The organism is Roseibium sp. FZY0029, assembly GCF_036350355.1.
Classification (GTDB): Bacteria; Pseudomonadota; Alphaproteobacteria; order Rhizobiales; family Stappiaceae; genus Roseibium.
This window is the reverse complement of record NZ_JAZDVZ010000003.1, coordinates 254,288-267,088: the sequence shown is the minus strand read 5'-3', so window position 1 is coordinate 267,088 and position 12,801 is coordinate 254,288. Positions and strand designations below refer to the sequence as shown.

Here is a 12,801-nt window from a genome sequence, read left to right as displayed (position 1 = left end):
GCCTAGCTGAAGATAGCTCTATCGCGCGCGACCTGATCGCGCAGAAAGTCTTGTGCCACCGCAACATGGCGGAGCGGGCGCGAGCTTTCATGCGTGACCATCCAGTAGGCGCGGTGAAGCTTTATGTTCGGCAAAACAGCGACAAGACCACTGTCATCGCGCGCGATAAAATCGTGGAGGATTCCAATACCTGCTCCGGAGCGCACGGCTTCGGTCTGGCCGAGCGCAGAGGCGATTTCAAAGCGTGCAGTCCAGTCTTTCAGGATTTCGGTGCCGTAATTCAGCGACGGCGAGTAAAGCAGGTCTTCCACGTATCCAATCAGATCGTGGGCGGTAAGGTCGTGTGCGATAACTGGCGTGCCTCGGCGTTCCAGATAGGCTTTCGAGGCGTATAGGCCGAGGGAATAGTCGACAAGCTTGCCGGCAAAGAGTCGGCCGGTTTCCGGCCGGTCTATCGTCACGGCGATATCGGCCTCGCGGCGGGACAGGGAGAAGGATCGCGGCACGGGCACGAGCTGCACCGTCAGGCCCGGATGCTTCTCCGTCAGTTTTCCGAGGCGAGGGGCAAGATATGCAACACCGAAGCCGTCGGGCGCGCCGATGCGCACGGTTCCCGTAATTTCCGGCGTGTCGTTTGTGAGATCCGCTTCCGCCGCAACCGCCTCGGCTTCGATCCGTTCTGCCCTGTCGAAAAACCGGTTGCCCGCTTCGGTCAGAAGACAGCCGGACGTCGACCTGTCGAACAGACGTGTGCCGACGCTGTCCTCAAGGTTCGTTAGTCTGCGGGCGACGGTGGCGTGGTTGAGGCCGAGGCGGCGCGCTGCGGCCAGTATCTGTCCCGTTCGCGCGATTGCGAGAAAGATGCGGATGTCGTCCCAGTTCATGCAGATTGCTTCTCGCGTTGATCGCCTTGCTCTGGTTGTTACCAGCCGGGTGAGCGAAAAAATCAGAAGATGTCCTCACGGGGTGCTCTGCACGGGCTCATTGCCGCGCTCATGCCGGGATGACAACTGAGGGCTATTGGACCTATCGTTCATTTCAAACGCTGATTGGACTTTAATTGACATAACTTTAAAAAACGCACAACGGGTCCGGAGTTCTGGTTCTTGTTTGCGGCAAAAATAAACGTCAAAAAGAAATCACCTCGGACATTGGCCAGAAAACCTTTCTGGCTGGTGTCAGAACATATTGGGAGAAACGCGACATGCGGAAGATCGGTCATTTTATCGGCGGCAAACACGTGGAGGGAACCTCCGGCCGCTATGCAGACGTCTTTAATCCGGCAACCGGTGAAGTAGAAGCGCAGGTCGCCCTGGCCAGCCAGGAAGAAATGGATGCGGCAATCGCCAACGCCGCCGCCGCACAGCCTGCCTGGGCAGCCACCAACCCGCAGCGCCGCGCCCGCGTGATGATGAAGTTCGTCGATCTTCTGAACCGCGACATGGACAAGCTGGCCGAAGCGCTTTCCCGCGAACACGGCAAAACGCTGCCGGATGCCAAGGGCGACGTTATTCGCGGTCTCGAAGTTGCCGAGTTCTGCATCGGTGCGCCGCATCTTCTGAAAGGTGAATTCTCCGAAGGCGCAGGTCCGGGCATCGACATGTACTCCATGCGTCAGCCGCTCGGCGTCGTTGCCGGTATCACGCCGTTCAACTTCCCTGCCATGATTCCGATGTGGAAATTCTGCCCGGCGATCGCTTGCGGTAACTCTTTCATCCTGAAGCCGTCCGAGCGTGACCCGTCCGTGCCGATCATGCTGGCCGAACTTATGATCGAGGCCGGTCTGCCGGAAGGTGTTCTTAACGTCGTCAACGGCGACAAGAGCGCGGTGGATGCGATCCTGGACGATGAAACCATCCAGGCTGTCGGCTTCGTCGGCTCAACACCGATTGCCCAGTATGTTTATGCTCGTGCAACTGCGTCCGGCAAACGGGCCCAGTGCTTCGGCGGTGCCAAGAACCACATGATCATCATGCCGGATGCCGACCTCGACCAGGCTGCCGATGCGCTGATCGGTGCCGGTTACGGCGCAGCTGGCGAGCGCTGCATGGCCGTTTCCGTTGCCGTGCCGGTTGGCGAGAGCACTGCCAACGCCTTGATCGAGAAGCTTGCGCCGAAAGTGGAAGCACTGAAGATCGGGCCTTACACGGCAGGCAACGATGTCGACTTCGGTCCGCTGGTCACCAAGGAAGCACTGGCCCGCGTGAAGGGTCTTGTCGATCAGGGCGTCAAGGAAGGCGCAAAGCTGGTTGTCGATGGCCGTGACTTCTCCATGCAGGGCTATGAGAACGGCTTTTTCATGGGCGGCTGCCTGTTCGACAACGTCACCAAGGACATGGAAATCTACAAGACCGAAATCTTCGGTCCGGTTCTGTCCGTGGTTCGTGCGGAAAACTACGAGGAAGCTCTCGAACTGCCGCTCAGCCACGAATACGGCAACGGCACAGCAATCTTCACCCGTGACGGCGATACCGCTCGTGACTTCGCGTCCCGCATCAACATCGGCATGGTCGGCATCAACGTGCCGATCCCGGTGCCGCTCGCCTACCACACCTTCGGCGGCTGGAAGAAATCCGGCTTTGGCGATCTCAACCAGCATGGTCCGGACGGGTTCAAGTTCTACACCCGCACCAAGACCGTGACGTCCCGCTGGCCGTCAGGCCTGAAGGATGGTGCTGAGTTCGTCATTCCGACGATGAAATAAAATCAATCGAGCACATGTTCGGTAAAACGCTCCCGGTCACCGCCGGGAGCGTTTCTGTTTTGCGGCAACTGCAGCCCGTTTCGATGGCTGAATTCGCCAGACAGGCGTGGGTCGTCGCGGTTCTTCTGCTGCGGCACTGTAAATTGGCAGGCAAAGGCGTGGATCCGACATGGCAAACCGGGGTGCGCCGTGGCAATGTGTCCCTTGCATTTGTAATGGGAGAGCGACACTAAACGCCCGATGAAAACGAAAAAGGAAAAGATCGGGAAAGTGGCTGAGGATGTGGGGCAGGGCCGCGGAACCGCGGCTGCTTTCGGCTGGCCGAACGAGGCAGAAAGCCGCCGCCTCAAGCGGGCCGGCAAGATTCTTGCCGTATCCGATCTGCTGTGGATCGCCCAGGCTGGATTGATTTCCTGGGCGCTTGGACCGCTTCCAGCAATTTTTTCCGCTGCTGACGCGAGCCTTAGTGCCGAGAGCGATCTCACTTTGCCGGCGTTGCTGGCCGCCGCCGGCATAGCCCTTGTCGCACTATTGAGAGTATTTCTGCAAAACCGCGCCGAAACGGTAGCCCGGCAGACTGCTCGTGCGATCCAGAGCAGGGCACGCGGTGATCTTCTCTCCATTGCGGCCACGCGGTCACCGTCGGCAGCGTTTCCATCTTCCGGAGCCTTTGCCGCACACGTCACCGAACAGGTCGATCTGCTTGGACCTTATTATCGGAACTTCGAACCGCAGAAACTGCGCTTGCGCCTTGTGCCCCTTGGGATCGTGGCAGCGAGTGCTGTTTTCAGTTGGTTGGGCGCGCTGATCCTGATTGTCTGCGGGCCGCTCATTCCGGTTTTCATGGCGCTGATCGGTCTGCGCGCAAAGGCGGCGAGCGAGAGGCAGCAGGAGGAACTGGTGCGATTGAGCGGCAGTCTTCTGGACAGGATCAAGGGACTTGAAACACTGATGCTGTTCGGCGCAATCGAGCGAACACAGCGGCAAATCGGCGACGCCGGCGAACGCTTCAGGACCGGAACCATGCGCGTTCTGAAGATCGCATTCCTGTCCTCGACCGTGCTGGAGCTGTTTTCTGCGCTCGGCATTGCCTTTTGCGCAGTCTATGTCGGCTTTTCGCTGTTGGGGGACATCCAGGCTGGCACCTGGGGCGAGCCTCTCACCTTTGCACAAGGCCTTTTCATTCTCCTGCTCGCACCGGAGTTCTTCGCGCCCTTGCGCGCCTATGCAGCAGCCTATCACGACCGCGCAGGTGGACTTGCCGCCCGGGAGAGACTGGCGACGCTTTTCCCGGCAGAAGACAATCCCAAGCCGCTTTCGCTTGGTGCAGGTACCTACGAAAAAGCCGACGCTCGTCAGCTTTCGGACCCGCCGGCAATTGAGTTCAGGTCTGTCTGCATTTCTCACCAGCAAAGAGACGTCTTCAAGGATTTCAGTCTGGCAATCAAACCTGCTGAAACGCTTCTGCTCGAGGGACCGAGCGGCAGCGGCAAGACCACCTTGATTGACGGAATACTCGGATTTCACGAGCCAGATTCCGGTGAAATCCTGGTGGATGATGCTCCCGCATATGCGCTGGCTGCAGTGCTGCGCCGAAAAGTCATCTGGCTCGGCCAGTCTCCACGTCTGTTTCACGGCAGTCTGCGGGCAAACCTCTTGAAGGCCGTTGATACACCTGCAGCGGTCACCGAAGACGATCTGTGGCAGGCACTGCGACTTGCGGGTGCTGAAACACTTGTTCAGCGACTACCGCGCGGCCTTGAAACGCCTTTGGGGGAAGATGGCTTCGGCCTCTCGGTTGGCGAGATCCGCCGGGTTGCGTTGGCGCGGGCGGCCATGCGAAAGGATGCCGTCCTCTTGCTGGCGGACGAGCCGACTGCCTCACTCGATGAGGAAACGGCGGCTGATGTCATAAGCGGTCTGCAGACACTTTGTAACGGGCGCACCTCAATCATCGCCACACATGACAAGGGGCTTCGGCAAATCGCCACACGGCGGATCGATCTGAAATCGGAAGGCGCGGTCGCCGGGGGGAGGGCCCTCGCGTGAAGTCTGTCTGGCACATCATCCGCACCCAGCACCGGTACGACCGCTTTTATTTCTGGCTCGGTATTTTCGTCGCCCTGCTGCCTGTGGCTGCCGGGCTTTTGCTGCTTGGGGTCTCGGGCTGGTTCATCACGGCGGCCGCAATTGCCGGGCTTAGTGGTGCGTTTCTCAACATATTCGCACCAAGCGCTCTCATTCGCGCCTTTGCGATTATCCGCACGGCGGGCCGTTACGGTGAGCGCGTCTTGACCCATGATGCGACGTTTCGTTTTCTGACCGGGTTCAGGAACAGGCTGTTTGCGTCCATGGCACAGAGGACGAGCGAGGGGCGTAGAACTGGATTGCTGCTCAACCGCCTGACGCTCGATATCGCCGTCCTCGATACCGTTTATCTGCGGCTGGTTGTTCCCCTGGTGATGGCGCTCGTCGTTGCAGTCTCGCTGCTTCTGGTCTGGAGCAGCATCTCTCCGCTTCTTCTGGTCACTGGCGCTGTTTTCATATCTGCCTGGGGCTGCCTGGCTATCTGGACTTTCGTCCGGTCAGATACCAAAAACGCCCGCCGCACGGATGCGGCGCTTGATGCCATGCGGCTTCGGGCGGCTGATCTGGCTGCGGGGCGTCGGGATTTGGCGATCTATGGCGGGCTGGAAGCTGCGGCCGTGACGGTACTTGCCGCAGAAAGACGCCTCGCGGAAGCCCAGGAGGCCGAAGATCTCCGGACCAGCAAACTGACAGCGGGCTCGACACTTCTTGGCCAGTTGTTCCTTGCAGCCATTCTTCTTGTCTGTCTTCTGGAAGTCGGTCGCGGCGCGCTGACGGCAGCTTTGGCTGTTGGGCTCATACTTGTGGTCATGGGGCTACCGGAAATTTTTTCGATGAGCTTGCCAGGCCTTGCCAAATTGCCGCGTGTCGCTCTTGCTGCAGGCCGGGTCATGGGTTTGATGAAGGATCGCGCTGAAGCTGGACCTGCGGGTGACCGGGCCTCGGGACCAAGAGACGATACTGCCGCTAAGGCTGTGCTTGCCTTCGAAGACGTCAGTTTTGGCTATCCAGGTGCGCAGAGACGCGTGCTGGAGGGGCTCAGTTTCAGCGTCGCGCGCGGCGAAATACTTGCTCTGGCCGGACGCAGCGGGTGCGGCAAGTCAACGGTTGCGGCAGTGGCCGCCCGGTTGAGAAACCCGGGGCAGGGACGGGTTGTTCTGGACGGCGTTGATACCGGCCGGATCCCGGAGGCAGAACTTCGCCGCAAGATTACCGTCATCGGTCAGAAGGCCTATCTCTTCAACGATACGGTCGCGGAAAACCTGCGTATCGCGAACCCGAATGCCAGCGATACGGACCTCTGGCGTGCGCTTGAACAAGCGGCGCTTGCCGAACGCATTTCTGAGAATCCGCAAGGTTTGCAAACCATTCTGGGCGAAGGCGGGCTGGGTCTGTCCGGTGGAGAGCAGAGGCGTCTGGCCCTTGCACGGGCCTTTCTGACCCGGCCGGCTCTGTTCGTTCTGGACGAGATGACCGAGGGACTGGACGCTGCAACCGCCGGCGACGTTCTCGACAGGTTTTTGTCCTATCGCGGAGAGGCTGCCGTCTTGATGATTGCGCATCGCCGTCAGGAACTGGAGCGGGCCGATCGCTTGCTGGATCTGACAGCGCCACATGGGGGCGGCAATCCGTCGCCGGAAACAATTCTTTCCGAATTTCAATGAGTTCCCGCCGGGTTTTCCGCAGCTTGTGGTTGCCACGTCCTTTCTGTCGCATTGACCTTCAGGTGGCTCTAGGCCACGATCAGGACATAGGAAGACTCGTTTTCTAAGCCGGTTCATTGACGGGATTGGCGGCCTTAATCCGCATGCATTGCGTAGTTGATTGCCGCCGCTGGATCGGGACGATAATCGGGTTTTCGATCAAGATCGACATGGCCCGGTCCCCTCCGACTGGGCATCACCCCGTCGATCGTCCTGATGTGCCGAAGTGTCTTTTTCCGTTCGACAGAACGTTGGATGCTTTTGCGAAAATGCTCGGGCCGTGTCCGGTCCGTAAAGGGGGAATACGATGGAACTGAACGTCGTTGACCTGTCGCGGCTGCAATTTGCCATGACAGCGCTCTACCACTTCCTGTTTGTGCCTTTGACCATCGGCCTGTCGATCCTGTTGGCGACCATGGAAACAGTCTATGTGATGACCGGCCGCGAGGTCTGGAAACGCATGGTCAAGTTCTGGGGCACTCTGTTTGGAATCAACTTCGTCCTGGGGGTTGCCACCGGACTGACCATGGAGTTCCAGTTCGGCATGAACTGGGCCTATTTCAGCCAGTATGTCGGCGACGTCTTCGGCGCACCGCTGGCGATCGAAGGCCTGATGGCCTTCTTTCTGGAAGCCACCTTCGTCGGGTTGTTCTTCTTCGGTTGGGACCGGCTTTCGAAGCGCCAGCATCTGGCGGCCACCTGGGCCGTCGCAATCGGAACGAACTTGTCCGCGCTGTGGATTCTGATCGCGAACGGCTGGATGCAGCACCCGATCGGGGCCGCGTTCAACCCCGACACCATGCGGATGGAAGTCATCAGCTTCTACAACGTTTTGTTCAATCCGGTGGCGCAGGCCAAATTCGTGCACACCGTGTCCGCGGGCTATGTCACCGCGTCCATGTTCGTGCTCGGTATTTCCGCCTGGTACATGCTCAAGGGCCGCCATATCGCGATTGCCAAACGGTCCATGGCAATTGCCTCTGCCTTCGGCTTTGCATCGGCTCTGTCGGTTGTGGTTCTGGGCGATGAAAGCGGCTATGAGGCCAACCTGAACCAGAAGATGAAACTGGCGACGATCGAAGCCATGTGGGACACCGAACCCGCGCCGGCCTCGTTCAACGTGGTTGCCTGGGCTGACATGGAAAAGCGTGAAAACGTCTTTGCCATTGAAGTGCCCTATGTGATGGGTCTGATCGCAACGCGCTCTCTCGATACGGTCATTCCCGGCATCAAGGACCTGGTGTCACGGACCAAGGACCGCATTCGGCAAGGCGCTATTGCCTGGGATGCTTTGCAGAAGATCCGCCAGGATCCCGTCAATGTCAGCCCGGATGTCCGCGAGACGTTCCTGCAGAACGAGAACTCGCTTGGGTATGCCTATCTGCTGCTGCCGTTCACGGACAATCCGATGGAAGCAACCACCGCTCAGGTGGATGCTGCGGCCTGGTCGACCGTGCCTGAAGTCATGCCGATGTTCTATGCCTTCCGGATCATGGTGGCTTGCGGCTTCTTCTTCATCCTGATGACGGCGATTTTCTTCTACTATTCCTCGTCCGGGAAACTGGACACTCTGAGGGACAAACGCCGTTGGCTGTTGCACGTCGCAGTCTGGTCTATTCCGTTGCCGTGGATTGCCTGCGAAATGGGCTGGTTCGTGGCTGAATACGGCCGTCAGCCCTGGATCATTGAAAGTATGCTGCCGACGGCCGCGGGTGTTTCGAACCTGAGCGTGACCGAGGTTCTGCTGACGCTCGCCGGTTTCGTAGCGCTCTACAGCACGCTTCTGGTGATCGAGATCACGTTGATGATCAAATACATCAAGATCGGGCCCGAAGACGGTGAAAACCCGGATGCGGTTCAAGCCGCATTCCGGCAGCCGGCTCCCACCGCAGCCTCAGTTCCAGCGGAGTAATCGAAGATGATCCTCTATGAAATGATCGACTACTCCGTCCTGAAAATGATCTGGTGGGTACTGCTTGGTGTCCTGCTGATTGCCTTCGCGGTCATGGACGGATTTGACATGGGTGTCGGCGCGATGCTGCCCTTCGTTGCCGAAACGGATATCGAACGGCGTGTCGTCATCAACACGATCGGCCCGACCTGGGAAGGAAACCAGGTCTGGTTCATCCTGGGGGGCGGGGCCATCTTCGCTGCCTGGCCGCCGCTCTATGCCATCAGCTTCTCGGGCTTCTATCTCGCGATGTTTGTGGTGCTGGCGGCGATGATCCTGCGGCCGGTGGCCTTCAAGTACCGGTCCAAGCGGCCGGATCCGTCCTGGCGCAATGCCTGGGACTGGGCATTGTTTACGGGATCCTTCGTGCCGGCGCTCGTCTTCGGAGTTGCCGTCGGCAATGTGTTGCTTGGCGTGCCGTTTTCGCTCGATACCGACCTGCGCATGACCTACGAAGGCTCGTTCTTCGGGCTCTTCTCGCCGTTCTCGCTGCTGTGCGGATTGTTGTCCGTTACCATGCTGGTGGCCCACGGCTCGGTCTGGCTGGTGATGCGCGCTTCCGGTGATATCGCCATGCGTGCACGTCGGTTTGGAACCGTAGCGGCCGGTCTCAGCATCGTGCTGTTCGCCCTTGGTGGTTATCTGATTGCCAGCGGCTATGTGGAAGGCTTCCGCATCACGTCTGAAGTCGACCCGAACATGGCAGCCAATCCGCTCGCGAAACAGGCGATTATGGAAGGTGGAGCATGGATGTCCAATTACACTGTCCATCCTGTTCTCTGGCTTGCCCCGGGCCTCGGCTTCCTCGGCCTGTTCGGCACTCTGGTGCTTCTGCAGACCCGTATGGAAAAGCTGATCTTCCTGTTTTCGAAGCTGGCGGTTTTCGGGATTATCTCGACAGTGGGTGTCTCGATGTTCCCGTTCATCCTGCCGTCCTCGCTCCAGCCCGGCGCCAGTCTGACTGTCTGGGATGCTTCATCCAGCCATCGAACCCTGTTCAACATGCTGGTGGCGACACTCATCTTCCTGCCGATCATCCTTGTCTACACCGCCTGGGTCTACAAGGTCCTGTGGGGCAAGGTGGATGAAGAAACCATCGAACGCGACAACCACACCGCTTACTGAGGAGACTGCTTCATGTGGTATTTTGCCTGGGTCCTCGGAATGCCTCTGGCCTGTGCTATGGCTATCCTGAACGCGATGTGGCTGGAGCTGAGGTCGGAAGACGAACGTCGCCGCCTTGAAGGTCGCGAGTAGGGCTAGCTTTTGCCAAAAGCCTTGTCACAGAACGAAAAAAGCCCCGGATCGCTCCGGGGCTTTTTGTTGAGCTTATGCCCGTTGGATCAGGCGGCCTGCACCTTTGCAGCGCGCAGCTTTTCCAGGATGTTCTGCGGCGAAGAAACGCCATACGGATCGCTTTCGCAGTTGTCGGAGAAGCCTTCTTCTTCGAACCACTGCTCAACGACGCCATCGTTGACGACAGCACCGTAACGCCAGGAGCGCATGCCGAAGCCGAGATTGTCCTTGGCAACCAGCATGCCCATCTTGCGGGTGAACTCGCCGGAACCGTCCGGGATCACCTTGACCTTCTCGACGCCCTGAGCCTTTGCCCAGGCATTCATCACGAAAGCATCGTTGACGGAGATGCAGTAGATGTCGTCGACGCCTTCAGCCTTGAACTCTTCGAACAGCTTTTCGAAGTCCGGCAGCTGATAGGTGGAGCAGGTCGGAGTGAACGCACCGGGAAGCGAAAACAGAACGACTTTCTTGCCTTTGAAGTAGTCGTCGCTGGTCTTGTCTTCCCAACGGAACGGGTTCGGACCTTCGATGGATTCGTCGCGGACACGGGTACGGAAGGTAACGAACGGAACTTTTTTGCCGAGCATCGCAAACTCCAGAAATTGAACGGTTGCAAATTGTCCAGAGCGCTAAAATCTGACCTTGCCCGAGGGAGGAAAACCGGGCAGGGCATGAACGCCCTGAAAGCGGAGAAGGTTTCGGCCTAGCGCATTTGCTGCGATGCCGCAATCCATTTTGCTCTGCGAAAGCCAACAAGCCTGTGCGATACAGCCTGTCAGGACGATATGCCGCTTCGCACATGCGAGCAAACTCACGTTCGGGACTTTTGTGGGCAGGCGGAGTTTTCCGGAAAAAGCACTCAAATCATTGTATACACGCTCAATTTCGATGTTTAAGTTGAGGCGTCCCGGTTGGTTCTCTCTGGACTTGAGGCGGGACACATCAGGGGGCTCCACAGGGCCGGATCCTGCATCCGGGACCCTGCCAAAATTTGACTTCCAGCGTCACGAGTGATGAATGCGTAGGGTCTTTCGGGCGGTGCACATGCTTTGCATGGGGTTTGCCGCGATCGTCTTTCTGGGCCAATTGGCCATGGTGCTGATGCGCTATCTGCTTGGCTTCGGATTTCTGGAAATCCAGGACGCGGTCAATTATGCCTTCGCAACTCTTGTTGCCCTTTCAGTGGCCGTTTCTTTCGATGCGGACAAGCACGTGCGTGTAGATGTCTTCCGCCAGAACTGGAGCGCTCGTACGAACCGGCGCGTCGACTGGCTGGGATATCTCCTGCTGGCTCTGCCGGTCTTTGCGCTCATGCTCTGGACGGCATTTCCGCTGGTCCGCAGTTCCTGGGCGATTTTGGAAGGGTCTCCCGAAACCGGCGGCTTGCCCGGTCTGTTTCTGGTCAAGACCTGTCTTGTCATCCTTCCGGCGCTTGTCGTTATCTTCACTCTTCAAAAGCTGTTCGGCGCGATCCGGCGGAACGATTCATGACTGCCGATATTATCTGGCTCGCCATTCTGGCCCTGTCCGTATTTGCCTGCATTCTGTCCGGTGTACCTGTGCTGCTGGCGATTGCCGGGGCGCCGACGCTCGTGGCGCTTGTTGCAGCCGCGACGGGGCATTTCGACCTCGTGTTCTTTCAGGCCGTTCCCCAGCGCGTCTACGGTGTGATGACCAATCCGCTTCTGCTGGCGGTGCCACTCTTCGTGCTCATGGGGCTGCTCCTTGAAAAGTCACGCCAGGCGGAGCGGATGTTGCAGAGCCTGACGGCCGCAATGGGCGGGCAGCAGTCGGCCCTGGCGCTCTCCGTTGTTCTGGTGAGCGCGCTCATCGCCGCCTCAACCGGCATCATCGGGGCAACCATCGTCATGCTCGGCACCATCACGCTACCTGCGCTGCTGGCGGCCGGCGTCAACAAGCACATGAGCAGCGGGCTCATCTGCGCCAGCGGAACGCTCGGTCAGATCATTCCTCCGTCCATCGTTCTGATCCTTCTGGGTGATCAGGTGTCCAATGCCTACTTCGAAGCGCAGCAGGAAGCCGGCAATTTTGCGCCGGACCCCGTCACCGTGGGGGACCTGTTTGCCGGTGCGTTGATCCCGGGTCTGCTTCTGGTTGCTCTCTATGCAGCTTACGTGCTGCTGCGCCTGCGCCGGACGGTACCAAAAGGGCCGGAGGGGCAAACTCCGGCACCGCAGCCGCGTGTGTCAGGCCGTGAACTATTCCGGAATATCGCCCCGACGCTCGGGTTGATCGTGGCCGTGCTCGGCAGCATCCTGATCGGCATCGCAACACCAACGGAAGCCGCCAGCGTCGGTGTCGCCGGTGCCATCCTGATTGCCGCCGCCGCAAGCGACGGCAAGGCTGCCCGCATCGCAATGGCCTGCGCAGGCTTTGCCATTGTGCTGTTGGTGCTGCGCCGGCTCGGCCTCTTTGGTCTGGAGTTCGAAGGCGGACGGATAAGCTGGACGGCACTGACGATTGTCTCCGTCGCGATGACGGCAGCAGCTTTCGTCATGCTGGCAATTGCAGCAGCGTCTCTGATACGGGGAGGCGTGCTGGTGCCTGCGTTGCGGGAAACCGTGACCATTACAGGAATGATCTTCGGCATCGTGATTGCCGCCAGCATTCTGTCGCTGGTCTTCCGCGGCTTCAATGGTGACGAGCATGTCGCCGAATTGCTGCACGCCTTGCCAGGCGGCGCCTACGGCATGTTGCTGCTGACCATGCTGGTGATCTTCCTGCTCGGATTCATTCTGGAATTCGTGGAGATCATCTTCATCGTCGTTCCGATCGTCGGGCCGATCATCCTGCAGTCCGACATCAGCCCGGTCTGGTTTGCGGTTCTGATTGCGCTCAATCTGCAAACTTCGTTCTTGACGCCACCATTCGGGTTTGCCCTTTTCTATTTCCGGTCGGTTGCACCGGCGGATATCCGCACCTCTGACATTTATGTTTCGGTGATCCCGTTTGTCGCCATTCAGCTTCTGGCGCTCGGTCTGGTCGCCGCCTTTCCGGCACTGGCAACACTGTTGCCGGACGTCCTGTTTTGAACA

General features: G+C 58.9%; 10 protein-coding genes. 8 read left to right on the top strand and 2 right to left on the bottom strand.

Translation table 11 applies throughout. The annotated features are described in order from the left end of the window. Positions 1-2 precede the first annotated feature (2 nt). On the bottom strand, positions 3-884 hold the full coding sequence (locus V1T76_RS09615) for a LysR family transcriptional regulator (protein WP_330560450.1): 882 nt from the start codon (positions 882-884) through the stop codon (positions 3-5). A gap of 320 nt (positions 885-1,204) precedes the next feature. Here V1T76_RS09615 and V1T76_RS09610 point away from each other — a divergent pair, with 320 nt between their 5' ends. The 6 genes from V1T76_RS09610 (at position 1,205) to cydX (ending at position 9,703) form a co-directional block, all read left to right on the top strand. After that, positions 1,205-2,704 carry a CoA-acylating methylmalonate-semialdehyde dehydrogenase gene (locus V1T76_RS09610; protein ID WP_330560449.1) on the top strand — a complete coding sequence of 500 codons (1,500 nt, stop codon included), beginning with the start codon at positions 1,205-1,207 and terminating at the stop codon, positions 2,702-2,704. 240 nt (positions 2,705-2,944) lie between these two features. Next, positions 2,945-4,753 (top strand): thiol reductant ABC exporter subunit CydD, encoded by a 1,809-nt coding sequence (cydD, locus tag V1T76_RS09605; protein WP_330560448.1) that lies wholly within the window; start codon positions 2,945-2,947, stop codon positions 4,751-4,753. Continuing rightward, on the top strand, positions 4,750-6,456 hold the full coding sequence (cydC, locus tag V1T76_RS09600; RefSeq protein WP_330560447.1) for a thiol reductant ABC exporter subunit CydC: 1,707 nt from the start codon (positions 4,750-4,752) through the stop codon (positions 6,454-6,456). Before cydD ends, cydC begins: the two co-directional genes overlap by 4 nt. Positions 6,457-6,802: 346 nt before the next feature. Further along, on the top strand, positions 6,803-8,407 hold the full coding sequence (locus V1T76_RS09595; RefSeq protein WP_330560446.1) for a cytochrome ubiquinol oxidase subunit I: 1,605 nt from the start codon (positions 6,803-6,805) through the stop codon (positions 8,405-8,407). 6 nt (positions 8,408-8,413) lie between these two features. Next, the gene (gene cydB / locus V1T76_RS09590; protein WP_330560445.1) at positions 8,414-9,571 is read left to right on the top strand and encodes a cytochrome d ubiquinol oxidase subunit II; all 1,158 of its coding nucleotides are present in this window, start codon (positions 8,414-8,416) and stop codon (positions 9,569-9,571) included. Positions 9,572-9,583: 12 nt separating this feature from the next. After that, complete coding sequence (cydX, locus tag V1T76_RS09585) at positions 9,584-9,703, top strand: cytochrome bd-I oxidase subunit CydX (protein WP_040440058.1); 120 nt, start codon at positions 9,584-9,586, stop codon at positions 9,701-9,703. An 86-nt stretch (positions 9,704-9,789) separates the two neighbouring features. Here cydX and V1T76_RS09580 read toward each other — a convergent pair whose 3' ends face one another. Further along, positions 9,790-10,332 carry a peroxiredoxin gene (locus V1T76_RS09580; protein ID WP_330560444.1) on the bottom strand — a complete coding sequence of 181 codons (543 nt, stop codon included), beginning with the start codon at positions 10,330-10,332 and terminating at the stop codon, positions 9,790-9,792. A gap of 430 nt (positions 10,333-10,762) precedes the next feature. Here V1T76_RS09580 and V1T76_RS09575 point away from each other — a divergent pair, with 430 nt between their 5' ends. Both V1T76_RS09575 and V1T76_RS09570 read left to right on the top strand, forming a co-directional pair. Then, positions 10,763-11,236, top strand: a complete 474-nt coding sequence (locus tag V1T76_RS09575; RefSeq protein WP_330560443.1) for a TRAP transporter small permease subunit — start codon at positions 10,763-10,765, stop codon at positions 11,234-11,236. After that, positions 11,233-12,798, top strand: a complete 1,566-nt coding sequence (locus V1T76_RS09570) for a TRAP transporter large permease (RefSeq protein WP_330560442.1) — start codon at positions 11,233-11,235, stop codon at positions 12,796-12,798. Before V1T76_RS09575 ends, V1T76_RS09570 begins: the two co-directional genes overlap by 4 nt. The last annotated feature ends 3 nt before the right edge of the window (positions 12,799-12,801 follow it).

What these genes read in the sequence shown, in the direction of transcription:
- V1T76_RS09615 (WP_330560450.1), bottom strand. Translation starts at nt 884, where the DNA reads ATGAACTGGGACGACATCCGCATCTTTCTCGCAATCGCGCGAACGGGA.
- V1T76_RS09610 (WP_330560449.1), top strand. Translation starts at nt 1,205, where the DNA reads ATGCGGAAGATCGGTCATTTTATCGGCGGCAAACACGTGGAGGGAACC.
- cydD (WP_330560448.1), top strand. Translation starts at nt 2,945, where the DNA reads ATGAAAACGAAAAAGGAAAAGATCGGGAAAGTGGCTGAGGATGTGGGG.
- V1T76_RS09595 (WP_330560446.1), top strand. Translation starts at nt 6,803, where the DNA reads ATGGAACTGAACGTCGTTGACCTGTCGCGGCTGCAATTTGCCATGACA.
- cydB (WP_330560445.1), top strand. Translation starts at nt 8,414, where the DNA reads ATGATCCTCTATGAAATGATCGACTACTCCGTCCTGAAAATGATCTGG.
- cydX (WP_040440058.1), top strand. Translation starts at nt 9,584, where the DNA reads ATGTGGTATTTTGCCTGGGTCCTCGGAATGCCTCTGGCCTGTGCTATG.
- V1T76_RS09580 (WP_330560444.1), bottom strand. Translation starts at nt 10,332, where the DNA reads ATGCTCGGCAAAAAAGTTCCGTTCGTTACCTTCCGTACCCGTGTCCGC.
- V1T76_RS09575 (WP_330560443.1), top strand. Translation starts at nt 10,763, where the DNA reads ATGCGTAGGGTCTTTCGGGCGGTGCACATGCTTTGCATGGGGTTTGCC.
- V1T76_RS09570 (WP_330560442.1), top strand. Translation starts at nt 11,233, where the DNA reads ATGACTGCCGATATTATCTGGCTCGCCATTCTGGCCCTGTCCGTATTT.